The following is a 24,963-nucleotide window of genomic DNA, read 5'->3' as shown; positions in this document are numbered from 1 at the left end:
TTAGCCAATAGCCATAATAATGAAAAGTAAAGACACTGCACCAAAAGAAGGACAAATTACCAGAAAGCCTTTTCCTAATTCAAAAAAGGTTTATCTACAAGGGAAAATTCACCCACAGATTAAAGTGGCTATGCGCGAAATAGCTTTGAGCGACACCACCGATTCGTTAACCAAAAAGAAAACACCTAACGAACCTGTAACCGTATATGATACTTCAGGACCTTATACCGATCCTAACAAGGAAATCAATGTTCACAATGGTATTGAGCGCATAAGAGAGCAATGGATTTTAGATCGTGGTGATGTAGAAGAATTGGATACTTTTTCATCTAAATATTGTAATGAGCGTTTAAACGACAAAAGTTTAGACCACATGCGTTTTGACCTTAAACACAAACCTAAACGTGCTAAAAAAGGACAAAATGTAACGCAATTACATTACGCAAAAAAAGGAATTATTACGCCCGAAATGGAATACATCGCTATTCGTGAAAATCAACGAATTGACGAAATGACCGAAATTAGAAAGCAACACAAAGGAGAACACTTTGGTGCTTCAATTCCAGCAAAAATTACTCCTGAGTTTGTTCGTGAAGAAGTAGCTAGAGGACGTGCTGTAATCCCTTCAAACATAAATCACCCCGAAGCTGAGCCTATGATTTTAGGACGTAACTTTTTGGTGAAAATTAATGCTAACATTGGAAACTCTGCCACCACTTCATCTATTGAAGAAGAAGTTGAAAAAGCCGTTTGGGCTTGTCGTTGGGGCGCAGATAATATTATGGACTTGTCTACAGGACAAAACATTCACGAAACACGTGAATGGATTGTACGTAACTCTCCAGTGCCAATTGGTACCGTACCCATTTACCAAGCTTTAGAAAAGGTAAATGGAGTAGCCGAGGATTTAACTTGGGAAATTTTCCGTGACACCTTAATTGAGCAAGCCGAACAAGGTGTAGATTACTTTACTATCCATGCTGGTGTGTTATTACGTTATGTACCTATGACCGCCAATCGTGTTACCGGTATTGTATCTCGTGGTGGTTCCATTATGGCAAAATGGTGTTTAGCACACCATAAAGAAAGTTTCCTATACACGCATTTCGAAGAAATTTGTGAAATATTAAAATCATACGATGTAGCCTTTTCTCTAGGAGATGGTTTACGTCCAGGATCAGTTGCCGATGCCAATGACGAAGCTCAGTTTGCTGAGTTAGAAACTTTAGGTGAACTTACGCAAATTGCCCGTAAGCACGAGGTGCAATGCTTTATCGAAGGTCCAGGTCACGTGCCAATGCACATGATTAAAGAGAATATGGAAAAGCAAATCGAAGTTTGTGACGAAGCGCCTTTTTACACTTTAGGCCCTTTAACTACTGATATTGCTCCAGGTTACGATCATATTACATCGGGTATTGGAGCAGCCATGATTGGCTGGTACGGTTGTGCTATGTTATGTTATGTAACACCAAAAGAACACTTAGGTTTACCTAATAAAGAGGACGTACGTGTGGGAGTAGTTACGTATAAATTAGCGGCACATGCTGCCGATTTAGCTAAAGGACACCCAGGATCACAACACCGTGATAATGCCTTAAGTATGGCACGTTTCGAGTTCCGTTGGGAAGATCAATTTAATTTAGGTTTAGATCCAGAACGTGCTCGTGAATATCATGATGAAACTTTACCTGCCGATGGTGCAAAAGTAGCTCACTTCTGTTCTATGTGTGGACCTAAATTCTGCTCTATGAAAATTTCGCAGGAAGTACGTGATTTTGCTGCCGAAAATAAAATTTCTGACGATAACGAAGTCCTACAAAAAGGGATGGAAGAAAAATCAAAAGAGTTTAAAGAAAAAGGAAGTGAAGTTTATCTTTAATTACGAATGATTAATTAGGAATTACGAATTGAATAATTGAGACTAATGAAAACTGGTAATGTAGTACAAGAAAAAAGTTATGCTTTTGCAGTTAAAATTGTAAAACATTGCCGGTTTTTAATGGAATCAAAAAAAGAATTCGTTCTTTCAAAACAATTACTGCGTTCAGGAACTTCAATTGGAGCAAATATTGAAGAGGCTATTGGAGGTCAAAGTAAAAAGGATTTTTATGCTAAATTGTCTATTTCCTATAAAGAAGCGAGAGAAAGTAAATACTGGATACGCTTACTATTTGATTCCGATTATATTTCAGAGAAGGTTAAAATAGAACTATTAAATGATGTTGAAGAACTGTTAAAGATTATTGGAAGCATACAAAAGACAATTCGTAATTCGTAATTGAAAATTCATAATTATTATATGCTAATTTTAATAGCTCCAGAAAATGATATTCCTAATGAAATTGAAATACTACATCAGCTTTTTCAAGAAGGTTTGCAGTATTATCATTTAAGGAAGCCTACTAAAAATTATCAAGCGCATTGTGATTATTTAAATCAAATAGACAAACAATATCACAACCGAATTGTGGTGCATCATTTTCACGAATTAATAAATGAATTCAACTTAAAAGGCATTCATTTTCCAGAACAAAAAAGAATAAACCACATAGATAATCCTGGTCGCTATTTTTTAAACTTAGAAATGTATGGCAAAACAATTAGTAGTTCTTTTCATAAACCGGAAACCCTAGTTAATTGTGAGTTCGAATTCGATTATCATTTTTTAAGCCCCGTTTTTTCGTCCATATCAAAAGAAGGTTATGAAGGCAAAGGTTTTGATGTAAATCATATTGATAAACGAATTATTGCTTTAGGAGGAATTAATGAAACTAATATTTCTGAAGCTTATCAGTTAGGATTTAATGGAGTAGCGGTTTTAGGGAGTGTTTGGAAATCAGAGAATGTATTAAAGAGCTTTGAGAGGTTAAAAGACACTATTCAATAATAAAAAGACTTTGTACTGACTACTCGATACTTTGTACTAAATATAAAATGAAAAAAAGACCCTACATATTATCAATTGCAGGTTTTGATCCTTCGGGTGGAGCAGGTTTAGTTGCCGATTGTAAAACCTTTGAAGCTTTAAAGTGTCAAGGGCTATCCGTTTGCACAGCAAATACAATTCAAACAGATACTACATTTATCGATTGTATTTGGACAGATATTGATACCATAAAAAAACAAATAGAAACCCTATTTAAGCGTTTCAACATTGATGTAGTAAAAATTGGTATTATTCAAAATTGGCGGACAATGTCCGAAATAATTGATGTATTAATTTCATTAAACACAGAAATTAAAATAATTGTAGATCCTGTTTTAAGTGCATCGACAAATTTTGACTTTCATGCTGAGACTCAAACAAATTTTGATTCAAAAATATTTGATAAAGTATTGTCAAAAATATATGTATTGACACCTAATTATGATGAAATTCAAAAATTATACTCTTCAAAAACAATAGAAGAAACCATTGCTCATATAACAGAAAAAACAAACCTGTTTTTAAAAGGGGGACATAACGAATCCGAAAAAGGAAAAGATTATTTATACACCAAACAAGGTGAAAAATATCCAATAAACCCCAAATACCATCCTGTTTACCCAAAACACGGTAGCGGTTGCGTATTATCAAGTGCTATGGCTGCTTATCTGAACCTTGGTTTTCCATTGTTAAAAAGCTGCTTTCGCGCTAAGCGATTTACAGAAAAATATTTGGGAAGTAATAAAGAGCTATTAGGGAATTTTAGATTTTAATTTGAGAGGCTGAAATTGGAGTTGAGAAGTGAGGAGTTAAGAAGTCAGGAGTTAAGGAGTTAAGCTGTAAAATAGAAGTTAAGAAGAAAGAAGTTAAGTATGAAAAAAAGTCAATCTTTTGAAGATTTATTAGTGTGGCAAAAAGCGCATCAATTTGTTTTATGTGTATACACTATGACTAAAGGTTTTCCTAAAGAAGAGACTTATGGATTAACGATTCAATTTAGAAGAGCGGTTACCTCGATTGCTGCAAATATTGCAGAAGGATATAAAAAGAAAGGACTGAAAGACAAGCTTAGATTCTTTAATATCGCACAAGGCTCTTTAGAAGAATGTCGTTATTTTTTGATTTTAACCCAAGATTTAAATTACAAGAACACGATTGATAATGAAAAGGTTCTTTTGATTGAAGTAAGCAAATTACTAAATGCCTATTGCAAAGCAATTGTTAACTCCATAACTTCTTAACTCCTGACTTCTTAACTTCTTATTACTATGAATTTACCTAAAACCTACCTTCAGTATATCTCCCAAGGAAAAACCATCACTGAGCATTTACAAAATATAGAAGCAGTTTGCAAATCGGGATGTAAATGGGTGCAATTACGTCTAAAAAATGTTGAATTACTGGATTATTTAAATGCAGCAAAAGAAGCGCGAAAAATATGTGATACCTATGGAGCGGTTTTAATTATTAATGATAATATAGGAGTTGCAGGAGAATCAGGTGCCGATGGAGTACACGTTGGATTAACAGATACAAACCCTAAAGAAGTTAGAAAACAATTAGGGGAAGAAGCAATTATTGGAGGAACAGCAAACACACTTGAGGATTGTTTGCAGCATATTGAAGATGGAGTAGATTATATTGGTTTAGGGCCATTTAGATTTACAACAACAAAGGATAAGTTAAGCCCTATTTTAGGAGCGAAAGGATATTCTGAAATTGTAAATCAGATTGTTTTGAAAGGTTTCCAATTGCCTGTAGTAGGTATTGGAGGAATCACATTAAGCGACCTTCCAGAATTATCAAAAACAGGATTATCTAATATTGCTGTTTCTGGTTTATTAACTGGAGAAAGTGAATTAGAGTTAAAACAAAGAATAGAACAAATAGAACAAACTTTTAGCAATTAGCTATTAGCCAACAGCTAGAAATATGAAATTAAAAATAGCAAATAAAGAATTCACCTCTCGCTTGTTTACAGGAACAGGGAAATTTAGTTCATCAGTTTTAATGGAAGAAGCTTTAGTAGCTTCGGAAAGTGAATTAGTTACTGTAGCTTTAAAAAGAGTTGAGGTTAGCAATGAACAGGATGATATTTTAACTCATTTGAAGCATCAGCATATTAATTTGTTGCCTAACACTTCAGGAGTTAGAGATGCTAAAGAAGCTGTTTTTGCAGCGCAAATGGCTCGTGAAGCTTTAGAAACCAATTGGATAAAATTGGAAATTCATCCCGATCCTAAATATTTATTACCCGATCCTATTGAAACATTAAAAGCCGCCGAGGAATTGATTAAGTTAGGTTTTATAGTCATGCCTTATATACATGCCGACCCTGTGTTATGTAAACGCTTAGAGGAAGTAGGCACTCAATGTGTAATGCCTTTGGGAGCACCAATTGGCAGTAATAAAGGATTAAAAACACAGGATTTTTTAGAAATTATTATTGACCAGAGTAATGTACCTGTAGTAGTTGATGCTGGTATTGGTGCCCCTTCACACGCTGCATATGCTATGGAACTGGGTGCTGATGCGGTTTTAGTAAATACCGCTATCGCAGTTTCGCAAAACCCAGTTGAAATGGCAAAAGCTTTTAAAATGGCTGTCCAGGCAGGAAGAATGGCTTACGAAGCTAAATTAGCTCCCGTAAAGCAACATGCCGAGGCGAGTAGTCCATTAACGAGTTTTTTGAGTTAATAGCTGTTTGCTTTTGGCTATTAGCCGTTGGATTAATTTTTAAAAATATAAACATTGCAATCAATATAAAATGAGAGATTATAAGAAATATAATGTGTGGGAACAGTCTCATAAATTAACATTGGATGTATATAGGGTCACTAAAAAATTCCCTAAGGAAGAAGTTTACGGACTAACTTCTCAATTGAGAAGAGCGATGCTTTCTGTTCCAACAAATATTTCAGAAGGAGCAGGAAGACATTCGGATAAAGAATTCGCTAATTTTCTAAATATAGCGTCTGGTTCAGCTGCTGAATCAAACTATTTACTTGAAGTTTCAAAAGATTTAAATTATATCACAAAAGAAGAGTTTGAAAAATTAGATGCAGTACTTATTTCAATACGAAAAATGTTGAATTCATTACAATCTAAAATTAGAAGCAATTTTTAAAGATTTCTACAGGTATGAGTTTTACAAAAATTGACATGTTAAAAAGTAGGATTTCTTTAGAGAAAAAAGCTAACAGCCAACAGCCAACAGCAAATAACTTTAAAGCCACATTCGATCAATATAATTGGAATCAAATCACTAGTGAGATCTACGCTAAAACAGCCGCTGATGTAGAACGCGCATTAGCAAATTCAAAACGTGACATTGAGGACTTTAAGGCCTTAATTTCGCCAGCTGCAAGGCCTTATTTGGAACAAATGGCTCAGTTGAGCAGTCAGTTGACCAAAAAACGTTTTGGGAATACCATGCAAATGTATGTTCCTATGTATTTGAGTAACGAGTGTCAAAATATTTGCACGTACTGCGGATTTAGTATGACCAATAAAATTGCACGTCGAACACTTACAGATACTGAAATTTTAAAGGAAGTTGAATTCCTAAAGTTAAAAGGTTACGACCACATATTACTAGTTACTGGTGAGGCTAATAAAACCGTAGGAGTTTCATACATTAAACACGCTATTGAGTTAATACAACAGCATTTTAGTAATATTACTATTGAGGTACAACCTTTGGATCAGCCCGATTATGAAACTTTAGTTGATAGCGGACTATACGCAGTTTTAGTATATCAAGAAACCTATCATAAAGACGAATACAAAAAACACCACCCGAAAGGAAAAAAGAGTAATTTTTATTACCGTCTAGAAACCCCCGATAGACTTGGAAAAGCAGGCGTACACAAAATAGGCTTAGGTGCTTTATTTGGTTTAGAGGATTGGCGTACTGATAGTTTTTTTACGGCATTGCATTTACAATATTTACAAAAAACCTATTGGAAAACTAAATATTCCATTTCTTTTCCTAGGTTACGTCCACATAGTGGTGGATTAGAACCTAAAGTTGAAATGACAGATCCTGATTTGGTTCAAGCCATTTGTGCTTTTCGTTTATTGGATGAAGATGTGGAACTGTCCATGTCTACCAGAGAAAGTGAAGTATTTAGGAACAATGTAGTTAAATTAGGAATCACTTCTATTAGTGCCGAATCTAAAACGAATCCTGGTGGCTATGTGGTAGAACCCCAAAGTTTGGAACAATTTGAAATATCCGATGAACGTCCAACCGAAGAAATTGCAGATATGCTAAAAAACCAAGGTTTTGAAGTAGTTTGGAAAGACTGGGAATCATTTCGCTAAAATAAAATGGTTTCAGCAATCAGATAACACATAAAAGAATACACTAAAATGACCGACAACCGACAATCGACAACTCTAAACTCTAATGAACGAAACCAATACCATCGCCATCTGATATTGGATCAAATAGGAATGGAAGGTCAGCTAAAACTAAAACAAGCCAAAGTACTTGTTATTGGTGCTGGAGGTTTAGGTTGCCCAGTACTGCAATACTTGACTGCTGCTGGCGTAGGCACCATTGGTATTATTGATGGTGACAAAGTAGATCAAAGTAATTTACAGCGTCAAATTTTATACACTACAGATGATGTGGGTCAATTTAAAGCCGCTTCGGCAGTAGATCGCTTATCAAAATTAAACCCATTTGTAAAATTTGAGGTATTCAATATTTTTTTAACTACCGAAAATGCCGTTGGTTTATTTAACCAATTTGATATTATTGTTGATGGCACAGATAACTTCCCTACGCGTTATTTAGTCAATGACGCTTGTGTTTTAGCTAATAAACCTTTAGTTTTTGGATCTATTTTTAAATTCCAAGGACAAGTAAGTGTTTTTAATTACAAGGGCAGCGGAACCTATCGTTGTTTGTTCCCCACACCTCCTGCCCCCAACTCGGTACCAAATTGTTCCGATGTGGGTGTATTAGGCGTACTCCCAGGTATTATTGGAAGTTTACAAGCCAATGAAACAATTAAATTAATTGTAAGTATCGGTACGCCTTTAGTTGATAAACTATTATACTTTGATGCCTTAAGCTTACAACAACAACTACTTCATTTCCAAAAAAATAAGGATATAAAAATCACCACCTTAGAAAGTAATTATGAATTCTTTTGTGGTGTAAGCAATACGAATGACATGAATACAATTTCTGCGGAAGCTTATTTAAAAAATAAAGAGAACTACCATTTATTAGACGTGCGTACTTATCACGAGTATGAGGACGAAAATATTGGCGGACAACACATCCCTTTAGACGAATTAGATAAACGTATGGGAGAAATTCCTAATTCAAAAGTATTGGTGGTGATGTGTCTTTCAGGTAAAAGAAGTGCCGCAGCTATCGAATTATTATTGAAAAACAAATACCCAAAAACCTTGTTGAATTTAACAGGAGGAATTACAGCAATCAATTCTATCAGCTAATTGCAAGCAAACCTACATTCTTAATTTTTCGAATAACATACATGCGCTATACTTAACCTCAACCAGAACGTATATCCTTTTTAAAATAAATAATTAACTATTCAAACGCTAATTTTCCGTTTAAATGGTTCATTTTTAACTAAAATTCAATGCGAAACATAATTACAGTCCGGCTAAAACTATATCAAACATAAAGATTATTAAAATGTAATTACTCGGAACGGCGCGTTTTACACCATTTACTGCTTTAGCTGAATTTAAGCACATAAAAAAGAATCCAATTAAAAATAAGACTATAACGCCTTAAATTAGAATTGGATTCCAATACCATTTTATCAATAATAATGTTTTTTAAACTATATTTATAGCTATCTGTGTTTTGAAATAGTGTCGCTAAATCTATAACACTATATAATAAAACAAAGTTAACTAGTAATTTAGTTTTACATTTTATTAAAAACTGGTATTCATTTTTTCAAAATTACCCTAAAAAAGAATAATTAAATTTTAGTTCATCAGTTACGTTTTGTTTATTTCCTGACAATACCTTTACTGAAATTTTATTTTCGCCCTCATTAAAATTACTTTTCGGACAGGAAAAAAGCACCAAAGAAGAATCGCTTTTTTTGATTGACTTTTTGCCGTTAATACTAATTTCATACTCGTTGGTAGTTGCTGATGGTTTTTTCCACTGAAAAATATCAAACGTTGAACCAATTGCTACTTTTTTTAAGCTTAATTTTTGGTTGTTTCTTCTTTTGGTTTTGAGTAATAATTCTTCCATAATTATTTATTTTGATATAATTTATATGTTTAGTACACACAACCTGAACTAGTATAACCAACTAATTTTCAAATTAAATGTCTTCTAAATTAAATTCAAAAAACAAATTATTATGTTCCAAAAAGAATTTTAACATAAACAAATCGGCAATAAACACAAATTATAGTTAACCAACACATTAAAAGAAATTTTAAATCGTTTGAAAGTTAAAAAAAAGAAATTCAAACCAATTTTTACCCCCCGATTGATACGGAATGAGCAACAGAATTACTATGCTAATTGAAAGATTTTTTCCATTTCAAGCCATTTTTCTCCATTTTTAGCCCAAGGTAAACTTTGTTGGTAATTCCACATTAATTGCTCCCATTCTTGCACTTTTGGGTTGGCAGCATCCATTTCAGCTTTTTTATTAGGATCAAACGTATGATCGCATTCCATAATCATGAACATCCGATTACCCGAAAGGTAAATTTGCATATCTACAATCCCTGCATTTTTAATACTAGAGGTAATCTCAGGCCAAGCCTTACCAGCAGCGTGGTATTCTTTATATTCAGCAATTAATTTTGGATCATCTTTTAAATCGCAGGTCAAGCAATATCTTTTTGTTTTCATCATTGTAACTATTAGTTTTCAAATTTTGAAGCGTAAAAACCATATACTGCCACTACTGAGATGCATAATAAAGGCATGATAAACGAAAATTTCACTTCTGGCACACCGGCAATCAGCGTATCTGCCAAATTAGTTCCTCCTATATCAATAATTAACCCTTGTATTGGTGGAAATATAGCACCACCTACAATAGCCATTACTAAAAATGCCGATCCAACTTTTGCTTCATCTCCCATATCCTTCAGTGCGATTCCGTAAATAGTGGGAAACATTATGGACATAAATAATGAAATGCAAATTAACGATATTAATCCCGGCATACCAGGTAACATAATAGCTCCCATACAGCAAACCATAGCTAAAATGGCAAATAAAGACAGTAACTTGGGCGCTTTAAGTTTGCTAAGTAAAGCTGTACCTAAAAAACGCCCCCCTAAAAAGATTCCCATAGCCGTTATATTCATGTAAGTAGCATTTAAATGAGTTCCTGCCGACTCATTTAAATATTGCACATACTGATAAATAGCTGTCCAACACATAATTTGTGCCCCCACGTAAAACATTTGAGCGATTACTCCAGGAAAAAATACTTTGCGCGCAAAAATCTTTTTTATAGATTCTTTATAGGTCAAAGAGACTATTTTTTGCGTAGTAGGAATTTTTGTAAATGCAATAATTACTAAAATAATAAGCACCACTATACCGATACCTATATAAGGATAACTTATAATACTTAAATCCTCAGTTTTAATAGCTGCTTTTGTTGCTGTATCTAAAGCGGCATAAGAGGTATCATTGTAATCTGCAGATTTAATTTGACTTAACACCACAAATTGTGCTATCATCATTCCTGAAATTGATCCAATAGGATTAAACGATTGTGCTAAATTTAAACGTTGCGTGGCTGTTTCCTTAGCCCCTAGTGATAACACTAATGGGTTAGATGTAGTTTCTAATAATGCCAATCCACAGGTAATAACATATAATGAGATTAAGAAAAACGTATATTCTTCAAAAATAGCTGCAGGATAAAACAAAAACGCTCCTAAAGCATACAAGATTAATCCTAGCAAAATACCAGATTTGTAACTGAATTTTTTTATGAATAGTGCCGCAGGAATGGCCATACAACCATATCCAAAATAGAATGCAAATTGTACTAAATACGCCTGAAACCAACTTAGCTCAGGCATTACTTTTTTAAACGCGGTTACCATTGGGTTTGTAACATCATTGGCAAAACCCCATAAGGCGAATAAAGAGGTAATAATGACAAAAGGAAACAACAACTCTTTACTAACAATTGGTGCTTTTTTAGTGTTTTCCATAAATTTTATTTTAAGCAATGCTGTTTTTCTACTTAATGTAAGGTAATTAAATGTAACACTTACACATTACATTGCCCCTATTTATTCTTTTCAGCGTAACATCTTACTATCTCTCTAAAGTCATGCTAATATTTCAAATTAACAAATACCTTTAATCTAAGCGAATTGATTTAAATACTTATTCAGTAAGTAATGACCTATCCAAATGCACGTATCCACCATCAACAATTATAAATTGTCCCGTGGTGTGCGATGATTTTTCAGAAATAGTAAACAAACACTGATCAGCTATTTCTTGCGGCGTGGTCATTCTGTTTTCAAAAGGAATCTTTTTTACTATAGATTTTAATTTTTCTTCGCCATTATCCAGTGTTTCAATCCATGCTTTGTAAGCAGGTGTCCAGCTTTCGGCAATGATAATGGCATTTGAGCGGATACCAAATTTAATAAGATCAACAGCCCATTCCCGGGTAAGCCCCAAAACTCCTCCTTTGGATGCCGCGTAGCCCGAAGTTCCACCTTGACCAGTAAGCGCTACTTTTGAGCCAATATTTAAAATAGTCCCCTTTGCCTTTTTTAGCATAGGTAGGCAAAACTTAGTCATTGCAAAAAAACTGACCATATTCAACTTTAATGAATACATAAAATCATCAACTGAAGCATCCAATCCTGCGCCGTCATTTACCCCTACATTATTTATTAATGCATCAATTTTTCCGTATTTGTTTTTGATACTTTCGGCTGCTTTTTTTATTTGATTATGGTCTGAAAGGTCTGTTTTTACAAACAAAGCATCAATCCCACGCTCCTTTAGTTCCTTTTCGTATCCAAAACCACGATCGTTTCTGCATACTATAACGGGAATAGCACCCTCGTTGGCTAACGCCTGTACTATAGTTTCGCCAATACTCCCTTTTAATCCTGCAGCACCTGTAACAACTACTACTTTATCTTTTAGTTTTAAATCCATTAAGCCGTGTGCTTTGAGCTATTCACTGATTATTCAATAGCCTTGGTTAATATGTGTATCCTTCATTCAAAAATTAGCAAAAAAACTTTTGGGCTATTTACTTTAACTTGAACTAAAATTAAATACAAGCATCGACTACTAATCTAATAGCCAATGCAGCAAAAACCTCAATTATTTTAGCGCAATTTTAAAAAAGAAGGCATGCAACTCCAATTTGTTTTTGATCACAAATTATAAAAATCTATGGCATTTTTACCATAAATTTTTTCTTTTTCGTGTGCAGAAAAATTTTCAGTATACGTATCAATAATTCCTTTTACTTCGCCGTAGGTCCATTCGATTAGTGAAACTGGCCAATCCGACCCATACATTACCCGATCAACTCCAAACAATTCCATCACATTATCCAAATAGGGCACAAAATCTTCCTGATTCCAATCCTTCCAATCGGCTTCAGTAACCATACCAGAAAGCTTACAGCTTACATTTTCATGCGCAGCAATCTCTTTCATCCCTTTTTTCCAATCTTCCATTTGCCCTTCCTTGATGTTGGGCTTGGCAATGTGATCAATGACAAATTTTTGGTTTGGGTGCTTATCTACAGTATACAATGCAGCATGTAATTGCGAAGGATAAATTAAAATGTCATAAGTAAAATTATACTTTTCTAATTTACCAATTCCATTTTGAAAATTTGACCACATCATAAAATCCACGTGGGGCTCATCCTGCACTACATGCCGAAATCCTTTTATTATTTTTTCTTTTGTATAGTGCGCTAAGCGACGCTCTATATTTTTGGCTCTTAAATCTACCCAACCCACAACACCTTTTATAAAATCGTGTTTTTTTGACTCGGCTACTAAAAAATTTGTTTCTGATTCATGCTGATCTGCTTGAACAGCTACACAACCGTCAATTCCTTTATCACTCAATTCCCACTGCAAATCACTAGGTAAAAAATTCTTTTTAATTGCTGACATCTGATCGTTTATCCAACTGTGTTTTACTTCGCAGTAATGCCAAAAATGTTGATGAGAATCTATTTTCATAAACCTGATTAAAGAACAAATAGGGGTTAATAATGTACTTCAAAAATGCTATAATTCCCACAAACTTGCTGCTTCTTATGTTTATTTTGCTACCTCATATTGTTAGGAAAATTGTTCAACATTACTTAAAAGATTACTAATTCCTGTATTTTCAATGTTTTCTAATATATTTTCAATAAAAACAACTAAACCTAAATACTGGGTTAAGTTTTGACCAAAAATAACTTCGTTGGATAATATATTAGTAACTAATTCATTTATGGTTTGTTCTCCAGAGTCGACTTTATCCCACTCAAAAGTAAAATAATTCAACACCTCTTTGTCATCATTTACTGCAATCTTTTCACCGTTAAAAACCCCCTTGTAAAACTGTATCAGACTCGCCAATGAAAAAGCGATACGTTTAGGAAAGGTGTTATGAATTTTAACATAATCAATAAAAGCCGGCAACAAACGAGCTTTAAACTTAGCCGTACTGTTTAATGAAATATCAATAAGAAAATGTTTTAAGGTTGGATTTTTAAAACGATCCGTAACTGCTTTAATAAAAACATCAACTTCTTGCGCTGAAAAATGAGACAATGTAGGTTTTACTTCCGCAGAAAGTAATTCCGTAACATGAGCTGCCACCATTTTATTATCCATAGCCTCTTTAACTGTACGCAAACCTGCCAAATAAGCAACGGGCACTAATGAGGTATGGGCTCCATTTAAAATACGCACTTTTAATTTTCGATACAATGATAAATCATCAACAAACTGTACGTTTAAACGGGTTTTTAAAAAGGGTAGTTCTTTTTGAATAAAGCCAGGAGCTTTAATTATCCAGCTATGATATTCCTCACCAGCGACTAATAAAGCATCATCATAACCTACTTTTTTATAAATTTCAGTAGCACGTTCTTTAGGGAATCCTGAAACAATTCGATCCACTAGAGTGCTACAAAAATGATTATGTTCTGTAACCCAGTCCTGAAAATCAAAACCCAAATTCCATTTTGATGCATACGCCAAAATTGTTTTGCGTAAAGCATCTCCATTATTTTCAATTAATTCACACGGCAGCAAAACGCATCCTTTATCAGCTGCTCCATTAAAAAAATTAAACCTGTGATATAACCACAAAGTCAACTTTGCAGGAAATTCATGTGGTGGCGTATCGGAAAAATTATCCGTAGCGGAAAATTTGATGCCAGCTTCTGTGGTATTTGATACCACAAAACGCATTTCAGGTTGTTCAGCTGTTGCCAGAAATGTGTTCCACTCCAAATAAGGATGCACTACCCTACTAACAGATTCAACTAAAGTTACTTCGGACACTAACGCCCCATTACGAATACCATCCAAAGCCACATGAAACAACCCTTCTTGCGCTCTTAATTCCGAATAATCTCCGCGCTCCGTGGGTTTAACCACAACAACACTTCCGTTAAAATCTGTTTCGGTATTTAATACATGAAACATCCAGTCACAAAAAGCTCGCAAAAAATTTCCGCCTCCAAATTGAAGTACACGCTCTGGGTATTGAACTGGCTTATTTGTTGTGGTTCTGTTTACTATTTTCATATCAATTGTGAGTTGTCGGTTTTGAGTTGTCAGTTGTCAGTTGGGAGTTGTTGGTTGTTGGTTGTTAGATTAATCATTTTTTTTGAATTCAAAAAAATCTCGTATTTCCCAACTACCAACCCACAACTAGTCTATAGTGACACCCCTCTTTTCCAGGGAATAAAATCGTTTTGACCTTTGACATCTGCCTTGGCCTGTATTGTGCCATTAGCTGTTTTGATAATGTATTCCAATACTTTTTCACCCATCGTTGGAATAGTTTCTTCGCCGCTAATGACTGTCCCCGCATTAAGATCAATAATATCATGCATGCTTTCATATAACGCGGTATTGCTTGACATTTTTAAAACTGGCGTAATTGAGTTTCCTGTAGGGGTCCCTAAACCTGTAGTAAAAACAATCATATTACAGCCACTACCCGCAAGGCCGGTAGTACTTTCCACATCATTACCTGGGGTGCAGAGTAAATTTAACCCTGGTTTTTCTATTTTTTCGGTATAATCCAGTACCGAAACAATAGGAGAAGTCCCTCCTTTTTTTGCCGCTCCCGCTGATTTCATGGCATCGGTAATGAGCCCATCCTTAATATTTCCTGGCGATGGGTTGTTTTCGAATCCTGATCCTGCCTCAATAGCCCGCTGCCCGTAGGTTTTCATAATGGAGGTAAACTTATCGGCATCTGTACGTTGCTCACACCGATTCACAATTTCTTGTTCCACACCGTTGAGTTCCGGAAATTCAGACAGTACAGGTGTACCTCCCAAAGCAACTAACAGGTCAGAAGCATATCCTAAAGCTGGATTTGCAGAAATTCCCGAAAAACCATCGGAACCACCACACTCCAACCCTAAAATTAATTTACTAAGTGGTGCAGGTGCCCGCACTACCTTATTGGCTTCCATTAAACCTGTAAAAGTATGCCTTACCGCATCTTGTATAAAATGACGTTCACTTTTGCTTTGTTGTTGTTCAAAATAAAAAATTGGCTTTTTACAGTTGGTATTACGACTTGCTATCGCTTTTTTTAGCATTTCAATTTGCGCGTTTTGGCAGCCCAAACTAAAAATAGTAGCTCCAGCTACATTTGAATTCGTAATATATCCTGCCAATAAATTACAAAGTGTTTCGGCATCTTGCCTGGTTCCTCCACAACCACCATCGTGCTTTAAAAACTTAATTCCATCAACATTCGGAAAAATTCTGTTTCTATGAATTTCTTCTTTTGTTTCAATAATAGTGGTGCTTAATATATCTTCTGCGGAAGCACCTGTTTTATATTTTTCAATTAATGCGTTTGTATTTACAGCAAAATCTTTTGTCGTACTGTAGCCCAAGGCATCTAGCAATGCCCCTTCAAGCACATCAACATTTCTATTTTCGCAAAATGTTAACGGAATAACCAACCAATAATTACGCGTTCCAACACTACCATCCTTACGGTGAAATCCATTAAATGTTGTATTCGCAAATTTTGAACTATTGGGAGGCGTCCAAGTGTATTTTTCTTTACTGGTTTGGTATACAGATGAAGCGTGTTTTACATTTGCCGCAGTAATGGCTTCACCTTGAGCAATGGGCATTACAGCTTTACCTACCAAAACTCCGTACATATAAATAGAAGCTCCTATTTTAAAACTATCCAACGCAAACTTATGTTTTTGTTGGATAGCTTCTTTTAAGTAAAATGTTTTACCTGCAATGTCAATACGCTGATGTTTTGGCAATTCGTTTATTGCCACAATAATATTGTCCTTGGGGTCAATTTGCGCGTAAGATGCTGACATTATTTAATTTTATTTGAGCAAGACTGTTTATCCCCTTACTTTTTTAATAGTTGCTAATGTTTGTGCCACCGTTTTTTGTAAACCATCAAAATCGCGATCAGCTAATATTTTTTTACTGATTAATTGCGATCCCATACCAACACAAGTTACTCCTGCATCAAACCAATCTTGTAAGTTTGACGCTTCCGTGGTAACACCACCTGTTGGCATAATTGAGGTCCATGGTTGAGGCCCAACAATTCCTTTTACAAATTTAGGACCGTATAAATTTCCTGGAAACAGTTTTACAATTTCGCAACCTAATTCTTCTGCTTTAGCTATTTCTGACAATGTCCCACAACCAGGATTCCAAGCTACTTTGCGTCGGTTACACACCATAGCTATATCCTCTCGCAATACTGGTGTTACAATAAAATTGGCACCTAAAGACATGTACATTGAGGCTGCTACAGCATCGGTTACCGATCCTACTCCCATAATCATCCCTGGCAATTCAGCAATTGCATATTTGGTTAACTCCGCAAAAACTTCATGAGCAAAATCACCACGAGCTGTAAATTCCAATAAACGTGCTCCACCATCGTAACATGCTTTTAAAACTTTTTTTCCTAATTCAACGTCAGGATGATAAAATAAAGGTACCATTCCTGTTTCCTTCATTACTTGTGCTACCTCGATTCTTGAAAATTGTGCCATTTTATACTTTTTTTAGTTATTGGTATTACCAATAGTCTATTTTAATTACTTGTTGCCCCCTTACGGAGAATTTAGTCATTTAACGATCTACTTTTGCTGAACCATCACTGGAAATAAAGTTCAACACTTCCTCTTTGGACGCTCTATTTACATCTCCAAAAATAGTGTGCTTGATAACACAAGCTCCAGTAGCAAATGCAATAGCTTTTTCCAGATCATTAGTATACTCAGTTAAGCTATATATTAATCCGCCCATAAAGGCATCACCTGTACCAACACGATCCACTACGGGGGTAATTTCATTTAAACGTGCGCGGTACATTTCACCTTTATTATAAAGTAGCCCCCCGATGATTTGATGCGAAGCATTTAATGAATTTCGGTAAGTCATTGCCATAGTTTGCAGATTGGGAAGCAATTCAAAAACTTTAGCAAATACTTTTTTCGCTTCCAAATCAACCGTATAATCAGGGTCAAGTTTTTCTTTACCTAACATAAATAATGCGGTATCAACATCACCTAAAATAACGTTACTATAACTTAACAGTTCAGGCATAACTTCCTTTGGAGTTTTACCGTAATTCCACAATTTTTTGCGGTAGTTTAAATCTGTTGAAATAGTTAAGCCTTTAGCATGCGCGGCTTTGATCCCTTCTAAACAAACCTCAGCTGCATTTTCAGATAGTGCCGGAGTAATTCCACTCCAGTGAAACCAAGTAGCGCCATTTAATACCACATCCCAATCAATATCTCCCTTTTTTATTTGAGATATTGCGGAATCATCCCTGTCATAAACCACTGCGCTGTTTCTGCCTGAGGCACCATTTTCTAAAAAATAAAGCCCTAAACGTTTCCCTTGACGCAAAATATGTTTGTGTCCCACTCCGAAACTTCGGATTGTATTCATGGCACAATCCCCAATAGCATTAACTGGTATTGCGGTTACAAATTCTGCATTAGCACCATAATTAGCTAATGAAGCTGCTACATTAAATTCGCCCCCACCATAAATAACCTCAAATGAGGTTGCCTGACTAAAACGAAGATTGTTAGGCGGTGAAAATCTTCCTAAAATTTCACCGAATGTTATTATTTTATGCATCATAAAAATAGTTGGCTACTTAAGAACACTTTGAAGCACTACTTTGATGCTTTCAAATTTCTTAATGTGTAATTGCTGTTTTAAAAAAACCTTGGCAAATTTCCGAAAATTAATTCGATTTAAAAATCTACAGTCGCTTTAATTACACCTGTTTCAGGTTTTGTCCAACTATTAAAATTAGCAATCATTTCAGCAAAAGACACATTATGGGTTATAAAAGAAGCTGTTGGAAACTGATCCAATACATTAATAACGTGTTCAAAATCTCTTTTAGTAGCGTTACGGCTGCACATTAGCGTAGTTTCCTTGGCGTGAATTTTTGGATGCGTAAACATCAAATCATCTTTTGAAAGCCCTACCAGCACATACCTACCGCCGTGTGCCATGTAATCAACTCCTTTTTCTAACGCTCCTTTAAAGCCTGTAGCATCAAATACTGCCGTAGCCATATCACCATTAGTTATTTCGGCGATTTTACTTTGCGGATCATTGGAAACATTAATGCAGTAATCCGCTCCTATTTGATTTTTTGCATAAGCCAACCTGTCATCATTTACATCCAATGCAATTACTTTTGCACCAGCAATTTGAGCAAGCTTTATCATGCCTATACCTATAGGACCACAACCTACAACCACTACAATTTCATTGGAATGTACAGCTGCTCTACGGATAGCGTGCGCTCCAATAGCTAAAGGTTCAACAATGACCATTTGATCATACGATAAATTATTTGCAGGGAGTAATAAATCCTGCCTCACCGTAATATAATCTTGCATTCCACCATCGGAATGCACCCCTAAAACGCTAATATTAGTACAGCAATTTGTTTTTCCATTTCGGCAAGCAATACATTTTCCACAACTTATGTAAGGCATAATGACTACTTTATCACCTTTTTTTAGCCCATAGCTATTAGCTCCAATATCCGCGATTTCGGAAGCTAATTCATGTCCTAAAATTCTTGGATAGGTAAAAAAAGCCTGATTCCCTGAAAAGGCATGTATATCAGTACCGCAAATCCCCACCTTTTTAACTTTTAGTAAAGCCTCATCATCTTTACGTACTGGCATTTCCTTTTCTTTTAATTGAAAATCGCCTGGCTGTTCACAAACTATATATTTCATTTTGAAATTTGTTTATACTTTATTTTGATGTATTAATACCGTATCTAACATTAAATTATTTAAAATGAATAATTTAATGTTAGATACTTAAAATTAGAACCGACATAAGTTTTCGCTAAATTAGAAAAACGCACTCCATTTGAGAAGCACGTTTTACCGAGAACAAAACTTAAAATAATTTCTTTTTCAGCTACATAACATTGTACTGCCTATTGCTAACTAATAATTTTCATTTAAAAGGATTCTTTGTTGCATAATACCCTAGCAATAAAACAACCCTTTAGCATAGGCTAAGCAATTTTTTTGATTGTCCAAATAAAAAATCCTAAACTTTGTATGAGTAATTTAAATTTAGAATTGTCATTACATTTTAAAGTTTTTAGTTATCGAGTAATTTCTAATACATGTGCAAAATCTCCTGATTTAGTGCCTAAATTAGTAATTGATAATCCATCAGGATTTTGTTTGAATGCTACGTTAGCATCGCTGCCCAATAAGCGCACACTTTTTATACTTATCCCTTTAGCAAACACATTAGAAGAACCTAAAGAATTAATAATAACGCTACCATTTTTTGGCCACGCCATCATAATAGCATACAGTTTATCTCCTTTTTGCGTAAAGCGAATATCTTGCCCCGAAAATGCTTTATTTTTCCCTTCAGAATGATGTCCTTTTTCAACTTCAGTTGGGCCCTCACCAAAGGTTTTCCAATATTTTGTTCCATAGATAGCCGCACCATTAACTTTAAGCCAATCGCCCATTTCTAATAAAATTTTCTTTTGATCATCTGGAATTGAACCATCTGCCTTTGGTCCGACGTTGAGTAGTAAATTTCCATTTTTTGAAACAATATCCACTAAATCATCAATCAATTGATTGGTATCCTTCGATTCCCAATTGGAAACATAGCACCACGAGTTTTTACCAATGGACGTATCCGTTTGCCAAGGCAACTTTCGGATGCCAGGCAGCTTCCCTCGCTCCAAATCATAAATTACTGTACCTTCAGGAAATGCTTCATGATCAAAGTTTTTGTCCTGAAGTACAACTTCTTTGCCCCATTCTATTCCTTTATTATAGTAATATGCTGCAATTTTTGGACGATACTCCTTAAATGCTGGCCTATCCAACATAAAGTCGAACCATAAAATATCTGGTTGATAATTATCAATTAAATCAATGGTACGCAACCACCATTTCTTTTTAAATTCCTCAGAAACAGGTTCATTTATATTTTTACCTTTAGCAGAATATAGATCAGCATACTCAGGATTAGTGGTGTCAAAATGGTCTTTTTTATTATAAAAGGACCAGTTGAAAGCATAATGGGATGATGCCCCCATAATTAAACCTTTGCTTCGTCCAGCTTTAAACAATTCCCCTAAAACATCACGCTTAGGACCCATATTTTTAGCATTCCAACGAGTTGTGTTGGAAGCATACATAGCAAATCCATCGTGGTGATCAGCAACAGGCACTACATACTTTGCTCCAGCCGCTTTAAATAGATCAATCCATTCATCTGCATTAAATTTTTCGGCTTTAAACATGGGTATAAAATCTTTATAACCAAACTCTTTTTGATCACCGTAAGTCTTTTTATGATGCAAATATTCTTTAGTAGGCCCTAGTTTTCCAGGATTGAGTTGAGCTGAAAAGTTTGCTGTATCCATGTACATATGACGCGGATACCATTCAGAACCAAACGCAGGCACCGCATAAGCTCCCCAATGAATAAAAACTCCAAATTTTTGTTCATTAAACCAAGCAGGATCTTTGTAATGCTTTTTTATAGACTTCCAGTTTGCTTCGTATAATGGTTTTGCTGGTTTTGTTTTTTCATTTTCAATTAAACCTTTTTTGTTTTCTTTTTTGCAAGAAACAATTCCCAACATACACGTCATTACAACGAGTATTATGCTATAAACTTTCATAAGTACATTATTTGACCCCAATGATACGCAAAAGTCACTATAATAAAGATATGTTAATGCCACAAAAAGTTTAAAATTATACCACAAATGATTTACATATGTGTTTTTCAGCGATAAAAATGAACCACACGTAAGTTATTTGAATGAAAACGTTGACTATAACGATTTAGGTTATATATTTACACATGAAATTTATTATTTTTGTATACAACAAAAGCTCAACATAATAAAAGTTGTATCGCTTAACTAGGTTTTTGATCACTGCTCAAAAAAATGTCGATAATAGTATTTTTATTTACTGTATAACAACTAACAAATAACTTAGTTAGCAAAAAAAAAGGCTGTTCAAACTCTGAACAGTCTTTTATTTTTACTTCAACTTCAAAAAATTACAAATAATAAATAACTTTGGTTACTCTTACCAAACTCGTAAAATTTTTTTTATGCAAAATACTGCCGCTTTTACTGTTTATGATGCTGCTGCAGGATCAGGAAAAACATACACTATTGTAAAAAGCTATTTAATTAAAATTTTATCAAATCCTAGCAAAAATAGATACAAACAAATACTCGCTGTTACATTTACTAACAAAGCTGTTTCAGAAATGAAACAACGTATTTTAAATAGTTTATACAGCTTTTCAAAAAAAGTTACCCCCCAAACCAATAAGAGTATGTTTGATGAAATTGCTAGTGAATTAAACCTGACTAAAGAAGCATTACGCATAAAATCAAGAAAAACGCTACATTATTTATTGCACAATTACACCGCTTTTAGCGTGCAAACTATTGATAAGTTTACCCAATCCGTAATCCGAACATTTGCTTATGATTTAGGACTTTCCAGCAACTTTGATATTGAACTTGATCAAAATAAATTGCTAGAAATTGCAGTCGATAATTTGATTGACAAAGTTGGTACCGAACCCCAAATCACAAAAATTGTCCTAGGTTTTACAAAATCAAAAATCAATGATGATGCCCCTTGGAATATTAAAAAAAGCTTACTTGAAATTGCCCAAATAATTTTTAAAGAAGATGCTATTGAACATATTAAAAATTTAAGTGTTTACTCACATCAAGATTTTGAAATTTTTAGCAAAGAACTAAGAGGAAAATTAACTGCGAACAAAAATAAAATTACAGCATTATCATCCGCATTAATAGAAACATTTAAACAACACGAGGTCATTGATGAATTTACCCGCGGTTCCATACCAAAACACTTTAAAAACCTGATAAAAAATACTACCGAAGATTTTGATAAGGCTAAATGGAAACAAGATTTAGAACACGCTCCACTTTGCGCTAAAAGTAAGAGTGAGTTTGTAAAAGATTCGTTAGAAAATTTACGCCCTGAAATTATTGATGTTTTTTATAAAACTAAAAATCTAGTTATTGAAAATCAGTTCTTAGAACGTATTTTGAAGAATGTAATTCAAATGTCACTGCTTAAAAATTTAAATGATGAATTACATCTATTAAAAAAGGAAAAGCAACTGCTATTGATTTCAGACTTTAATAAGCTCATTTTTGAAACTATAAAGGATCAACCGACACCTTTTATTTACGAGCGCCTTGGCGAACGTTACAAAGATTTTTTTATTGATGAATTCCAGGACACCTCTGTCATGCAATGGCAAAATTTGTTTCCATTAAGTGATAATGCTGTATCATCACTTAATGATTTAACGGGGCAAAATGGCACCGTAACGATAGTTGGAGATGCAAAACAAGCTATCTACAGATGGAGAGGAGGAAAAGCAGAACAATTTATGAGTTTGAGTAATCTTGGAAGTCCATTTTCAAACCCTGACAAAACAACGATTCAGCTTGACACTAATTACCGTAGTTATTCCAATATTATTGAATTTAACAATAGTTTTTTTACGTATACCTCCAATTTTTTTTCATTAGAAAACTATAAAGAGTTGTTTATTAAAGGAAATGATCAAAAAAGCAATTCAAGGCAGGGTGGATATATTCAGTTTGACTTTATTGATGCATTAAATGCAGAAGAAAAAAATCTGTTGTATCCTGAAAAAGTTTTAGAAAACATTAGGCAAATTACAGCAAATGGCTTTTCCTATAAAGAGATTTGCATTTTGGTTAGAAAAAATAAAGAGGGGGTCATTCTTGCAGAATTTTTAAATCAACATCAAATCCCTGTAATATCTCAGGAAGTGCTTTTAGTTAAAAATTCAAATGAAGTGCAGCTGCTTATCAACTTTGCTTCTTTTTCAATTGCACAAAATGATACTAAGAATAAATTGGAATTTTTAAAAGTGTTAAGTTCCCATTTGAAAATAAAACAAACACATACTTTTTTACAAACCTTAATGCCTTTAAATGCCAAACAAATTGAAAAAGAATTGGCATTATTACACATTAAATTAGATATCAATTGGTTTGATAATTTATCAATCTATGAAGCTTTTGAAGCACTAATTACAGCTTTCGGTTTAGAAGGCATACCAAATTCAAATCTTCAATTTTTTATGGATTTTGTGTTTGATTTCACCCAAAAAAACAATTCTGGTATAAGCGAATTTATAACACACTGGAATGCAAAAAAAGATAGTTTAAGTATTGTTGTACCCGAAGGAAAAAATGCCATTCAAATAATGAGCATTCACAAATCGAAAGGTTTAGAGTTTCCTGTAGTCATTTACCCTTTTGCAGATACCGAAATATATAAACCGCAACCCAATCATGTTTGGTCACCGGTAGATCACCTTTCACGTATATTTAAAGAAGCTTACGTGAATTATAATGAAAAAGTTTTTTCTCAGTATAGTAAAAAAACTCAGAAACAGTCACAACAAATACAACAATACCAAGAACTTGACAATTTAAATATACTATATGTAGCACTAACAAGAGCAAAGGAACAATTGTTTATAATTAGTAATTTTAGTGAAACTAAAAAAAATCCCGAAGCCAGTTTTCAAAATTTATTTAAAGACTATTTACTTCATTCTAATAAATTTGAAATAAATGGAAGCTCATATTTTTATGGAAATCCCTTGAAATCATCAACTGTAATTGAAAATATTTCCAACATTAAAAATTTAAGCACTTTTATTTGCACGAAAAAAAGTGAGCTTCAAATATTTCCCGCTTTAAAAACTAATATTTTATCAAAAGAACAAGAAGAATCATTGACTTTAGGCCTACTCACTCATGAATTTATGGCCGAAATTTACGACAGAAATGATGTTGATAAGGTTTTAACAAAATTTAGATTAAAGGGCAATATTACACCTACACAATTAAAAAAAATTACAGAAAATGTGTCATTAATTTTAAACGATTCATGTCTAAAACATATTTTTAATACTAAGAATAAGATATACAACGAACGTGATTTTGTATATAAAAACGAAATTTTAAGACCAGATCGTGTAGAAATTTTAAATGACAACAGTGTTGTAATTGTCGACTATAAAACAGGAATTGAATTAAAAGAGCACCAACAACAAATTGATAATTATGCTGCAATTTTTACAGGATTTGGCTTTAAGAACATAGCAAAATTGTTAATATACACAGGAAGTACAGTTAAAATTAACAATTTGTAGACGGTTACACAATTTTA

Annotated in this window: 22 protein-coding genes; 11 read left to right on the top strand and 11 right to left on the bottom strand. The window is 34.1% G+C overall.

All coding sequences use genetic code 11. The annotated features are described in order from the left end of the window. Positions 1–19: 19 nt before the first annotated feature. The 10 genes from thiC (at position 20) to moeB (ending at position 8,404) form a co-directional block, all read left to right on the top strand. A complete protein-coding gene (gene thiC, locus GMC_RS0115465) occupies positions 20–1,882 on the top strand; it encodes a phosphomethylpyrimidine synthase ThiC (protein ID WP_010523004.1) in 1,863 nt (620 codons plus the stop codon). A gap of 45 nt (positions 1,883–1,927) precedes the next feature. Next, positions 1,928–2,281: a four helix bundle protein gene (locus tag GMC_RS0115460; RefSeq protein ID WP_010523003.1), complete on the top strand. Its 354-nt coding sequence runs from the start codon at positions 1,928–1,930 to the stop codon at positions 2,279–2,281. Between the two features lie 21 nt (positions 2,282–2,302). Beyond that, entirely contained in the window at positions 2,303–2,890 is a 588-nt protein-coding gene (locus GMC_RS0115455) for a thiamine phosphate synthase (RefSeq protein ID WP_029489828.1), read from the top strand. A gap of 47 nt (positions 2,891–2,937) precedes the next feature. Further along, on the top strand, positions 2,938–3,702 hold the full coding sequence (locus GMC_RS0115450) for a hydroxymethylpyrimidine/phosphomethylpyrimidine kinase (protein WP_010523001.1): 765 nt from the start codon (positions 2,938–2,940) through the stop codon (positions 3,700–3,702). A 99-nt stretch (positions 3,703–3,801) separates the two neighbouring features. Further along, a complete protein-coding gene (locus GMC_RS21840) occupies positions 3,802–4,170 on the top strand; it encodes a four helix bundle protein (protein WP_010523000.1) in 369 nt (122 codons plus the stop codon). Between the two features lie 27 nt (positions 4,171–4,197). After that, the gene (gene thiE / locus GMC_RS0115440) at positions 4,198–4,839 is read left to right on the top strand and encodes a thiamine phosphate synthase (protein ID WP_010522999.1); all 642 of its coding nucleotides are present in this window, start codon (positions 4,198–4,200) and stop codon (positions 4,837–4,839) included. Between the two features lie 22 nt (positions 4,840–4,861). Then, on the top strand, positions 4,862–5,626 hold the full coding sequence (locus GMC_RS0115435) for a thiazole synthase (protein WP_010522998.1): 765 nt from the start codon (positions 4,862–4,864) through the stop codon (positions 5,624–5,626). 70 nt (positions 5,627–5,696) lie between these two features. Beyond that, positions 5,697–6,056 carry a four helix bundle protein gene (locus tag GMC_RS0115430; protein WP_010522997.1) on the top strand — a complete coding sequence of 120 codons (360 nt, stop codon included), beginning with the start codon at positions 5,697–5,699 and terminating at the stop codon, positions 6,054–6,056. A gap of 14 nt (positions 6,057–6,070) precedes the next feature. After that, positions 6,071–7,255 (top strand): 2-iminoacetate synthase ThiH, encoded by a 1,185-nt coding sequence (gene thiH / locus GMC_RS0115425; protein ID WP_010522996.1) that lies wholly within the window; start codon positions 6,071–6,073, stop codon positions 7,253–7,255. Between the two features lie 48 nt (positions 7,256–7,303). Further along, the gene (gene moeB, locus GMC_RS0115420) at positions 7,304–8,404 is read left to right on the top strand and encodes a HesA/MoeB/ThiF family protein (RefSeq protein WP_029489825.1); all 1,101 of its coding nucleotides are present in this window, start codon (positions 7,304–7,306) and stop codon (positions 8,402–8,404) included. Positions 8,405–8,885: 481 nt separating this feature from the next. On the opposite strand, the gene GMC_RS0115415 is transcribed toward moeB, so the two are convergent. The 11 genes from GMC_RS0115415 to GMC_RS0115365 form a co-directional block, all read right to left on the bottom strand. After that, positions 8,886–9,188, bottom strand: coding sequence for a hypothetical protein (locus GMC_RS0115415; RefSeq protein WP_010522994.1), 303 nt, complete (start codon positions 9,186–9,188; stop codon positions 8,886–8,888). Positions 9,189–9,458: 270 nt separating this feature from the next. Next, positions 9,459–9,803 carry an L-rhamnose mutarotase gene (locus GMC_RS0115410; protein WP_029489824.1) on the bottom strand — a complete coding sequence of 115 codons (345 nt, stop codon included), beginning with the start codon at positions 9,801–9,803 and terminating at the stop codon, positions 9,459–9,461. Positions 9,804–9,814: 11 nt separating this feature from the next. Then, positions 9,815–11,131 carry an L-fucose:H+ symporter permease gene (fucP, locus tag GMC_RS0115405; RefSeq protein ID WP_010522992.1) on the bottom strand — a complete coding sequence of 439 codons (1,317 nt, stop codon included), beginning with the start codon at positions 11,129–11,131 and terminating at the stop codon, positions 9,815–9,817. Positions 11,132–11,309: 178 nt separating this feature from the next. After that, a complete protein-coding gene (locus tag GMC_RS0115400) occupies positions 11,310–12,101 on the bottom strand; it encodes an SDR family oxidoreductase (RefSeq protein ID WP_010522991.1) in 792 nt (263 codons plus the stop codon). A 224-nt stretch (positions 12,102–12,325) separates the two neighbouring features. Further along, complete coding sequence (locus tag GMC_RS0115395; RefSeq protein ID WP_029489823.1) at positions 12,326–13,153, bottom strand: amidohydrolase family protein; 828 nt, start codon at positions 13,151–13,153, stop codon at positions 12,326–12,328. A gap of 102 nt (positions 13,154–13,255) precedes the next feature. Further along, on the bottom strand, positions 13,256–14,719 hold the full coding sequence (locus GMC_RS0115390; RefSeq protein WP_010522989.1) for a tagaturonate reductase: 1,464 nt from the start codon (positions 14,717–14,719) through the stop codon (positions 13,256–13,258). Between the two features lie 131 nt (positions 14,720–14,850). Continuing rightward, entirely contained in the window at positions 14,851–16,503 is a 1,653-nt protein-coding gene (locus GMC_RS0115385; protein ID WP_010522988.1) for a UxaA family hydrolase, read from the bottom strand. A 27-nt stretch (positions 16,504–16,530) separates the two neighbouring features. Next, a complete protein-coding gene (locus GMC_RS0115380; protein WP_010522987.1) occupies positions 16,531–17,199 on the bottom strand; it encodes a bifunctional 4-hydroxy-2-oxoglutarate aldolase/2-dehydro-3-deoxy-phosphogluconate aldolase in 669 nt (222 codons plus the stop codon). A gap of 79 nt (positions 17,200–17,278) precedes the next feature. Next, the gene (locus GMC_RS0115375; RefSeq protein ID WP_010522986.1) at positions 17,279–18,301 is read right to left on the bottom strand and encodes a sugar kinase; all 1,023 of its coding nucleotides are present in this window, start codon (positions 18,299–18,301) and stop codon (positions 17,279–17,281) included. Between the two features lie 119 nt (positions 18,302–18,420). Next, on the bottom strand, positions 18,421–19,428 hold the full coding sequence (locus tag GMC_RS0115370; protein WP_010522985.1) for a zinc-binding alcohol dehydrogenase family protein: 1,008 nt from the start codon (positions 19,426–19,428) through the stop codon (positions 18,421–18,423). Positions 19,429–19,811: 383 nt separating this feature from the next. Beyond that, on the bottom strand, positions 19,812–21,365 hold the full coding sequence (locus tag GMC_RS0115365; RefSeq protein WP_040472570.1) for an alpha-L-fucosidase: 1,554 nt from the start codon (positions 21,363–21,365) through the stop codon (positions 19,812–19,814). 443 nt (positions 21,366–21,808) lie between these two features. On the opposite strand from GMC_RS0115365, the gene GMC_RS0115360 reads away from it, so the two are divergent. Continuing rightward, a complete protein-coding gene (locus GMC_RS0115360; protein WP_010522983.1) occupies positions 21,809–24,946 on the top strand; it encodes a UvrD-helicase domain-containing protein in 3,138 nt (1,045 codons plus the stop codon). Positions 24,947–24,963 lie beyond the last annotated feature (17 nt).

Source organism: Aquimarina agarivorans (assembly GCF_000218485.1).
GTDB classification, from domain to species: Bacteria; Bacteroidota; Bacteroidia; order Flavobacteriales; family Flavobacteriaceae; genus Aquimarina; species Aquimarina agarivorans.
The sequence above is the reverse complement of the archived record's forward strand: the minus strand, read 5'-3'. Positions and strand labels throughout refer to the sequence as shown.

Coding starts and splice junctions, on each gene's coding strand:
- thiC (WP_010523004.1), top strand. CDS start 20: ATGAAAAGTAAAGACACTGCACCAAAAGAAGGACAAATTACCAGAAAG.
- GMC_RS0115460 (WP_010523003.1), top strand. CDS start 1,928: ATGAAAACTGGTAATGTAGTACAAGAAAAAAGTTATGCTTTTGCAGTT.
- GMC_RS0115455 (WP_029489828.1), top strand. CDS start 2,303: ATGCTAATTTTAATAGCTCCAGAAAATGATATTCCTAATGAAATTGAA.
- GMC_RS0115450 (WP_010523001.1), top strand. CDS start 2,938: ATGAAAAAAAGACCCTACATATTATCAATTGCAGGTTTTGATCCTTCG.
- GMC_RS21840 (WP_010523000.1), top strand. CDS start 3,802: ATGAAAAAAAGTCAATCTTTTGAAGATTTATTAGTGTGGCAAAAAGCG.
- thiE (WP_010522999.1), top strand. CDS start 4,198: ATGAATTTACCTAAAACCTACCTTCAGTATATCTCCCAAGGAAAAACC.
- GMC_RS0115435 (WP_010522998.1), top strand. CDS start 4,862: ATGAAATTAAAAATAGCAAATAAAGAATTCACCTCTCGCTTGTTTACA.
- GMC_RS0115430 (WP_010522997.1), top strand. CDS start 5,697: ATGAGAGATTATAAGAAATATAATGTGTGGGAACAGTCTCATAAATTA.
- thiH (WP_010522996.1), top strand. CDS start 6,071: ATGAGTTTTACAAAAATTGACATGTTAAAAAGTAGGATTTCTTTAGAG.
- moeB (WP_029489825.1), top strand. CDS start 7,304: ATGACCGACAACCGACAATCGACAACTCTAAACTCTAATGAACGAAAC.
- GMC_RS0115415 (WP_010522994.1), bottom strand. CDS start 9,188: ATGGAAGAATTATTACTCAAAACCAAAAGAAGAAACAACCAAAAATTA.
- GMC_RS0115410 (WP_029489824.1), bottom strand. CDS start 9,803: ATGAAAACAAAAAGATATTGCTTGACCTGCGATTTAAAAGATGATCCA.
- fucP (WP_010522992.1), bottom strand. CDS start 11,131: ATGGAAAACACTAAAAAAGCACCAATTGTTAGTAAAGAGTTGTTGTTT.
- GMC_RS0115400 (WP_010522991.1), bottom strand. CDS start 12,101: ATGGATTTAAAACTAAAAGATAAAGTAGTAGTTGTTACAGGTGCTGCA.
- GMC_RS0115395 (WP_029489823.1), bottom strand. CDS start 13,153: ATGAAAATAGATTCTCATCAACATTTTTGGCATTACTGCGAAGTAAAA.
- GMC_RS0115390 (WP_010522989.1), bottom strand. CDS start 14,719: ATGAAAATAGTAAACAGAACCACAACAAATAAGCCAGTTCAATACCCA.
- GMC_RS0115385 (WP_010522988.1), bottom strand. CDS start 16,503: ATGTCAGCATCTTACGCGCAAATTGACCCCAAGGACAATATTATTGTG.
- GMC_RS0115380 (WP_010522987.1), bottom strand. CDS start 17,199: ATGGCACAATTTTCAAGAATCGAGGTAGCACAAGTAATGAAGGAAACA.
- GMC_RS0115375 (WP_010522986.1), bottom strand. CDS start 18,301: ATGCATAAAATAATAACATTCGGTGAAATTTTAGGAAGATTTTCACCG.
- GMC_RS0115370 (WP_010522985.1), bottom strand. CDS start 19,428: ATGAAATATATAGTTTGTGAACAGCCAGGCGATTTTCAATTAAAAGAA.
- GMC_RS0115365 (WP_040472570.1), bottom strand. CDS start 21,365: ATGAAAGTTTATAGCATAATACTCGTTGTAATGACGTGTATGTTGGGA.
- GMC_RS0115360 (WP_010522983.1), top strand. CDS start 21,809: ATGCAAAATACTGCCGCTTTTACTGTTTATGATGCTGCTGCAGGATCA.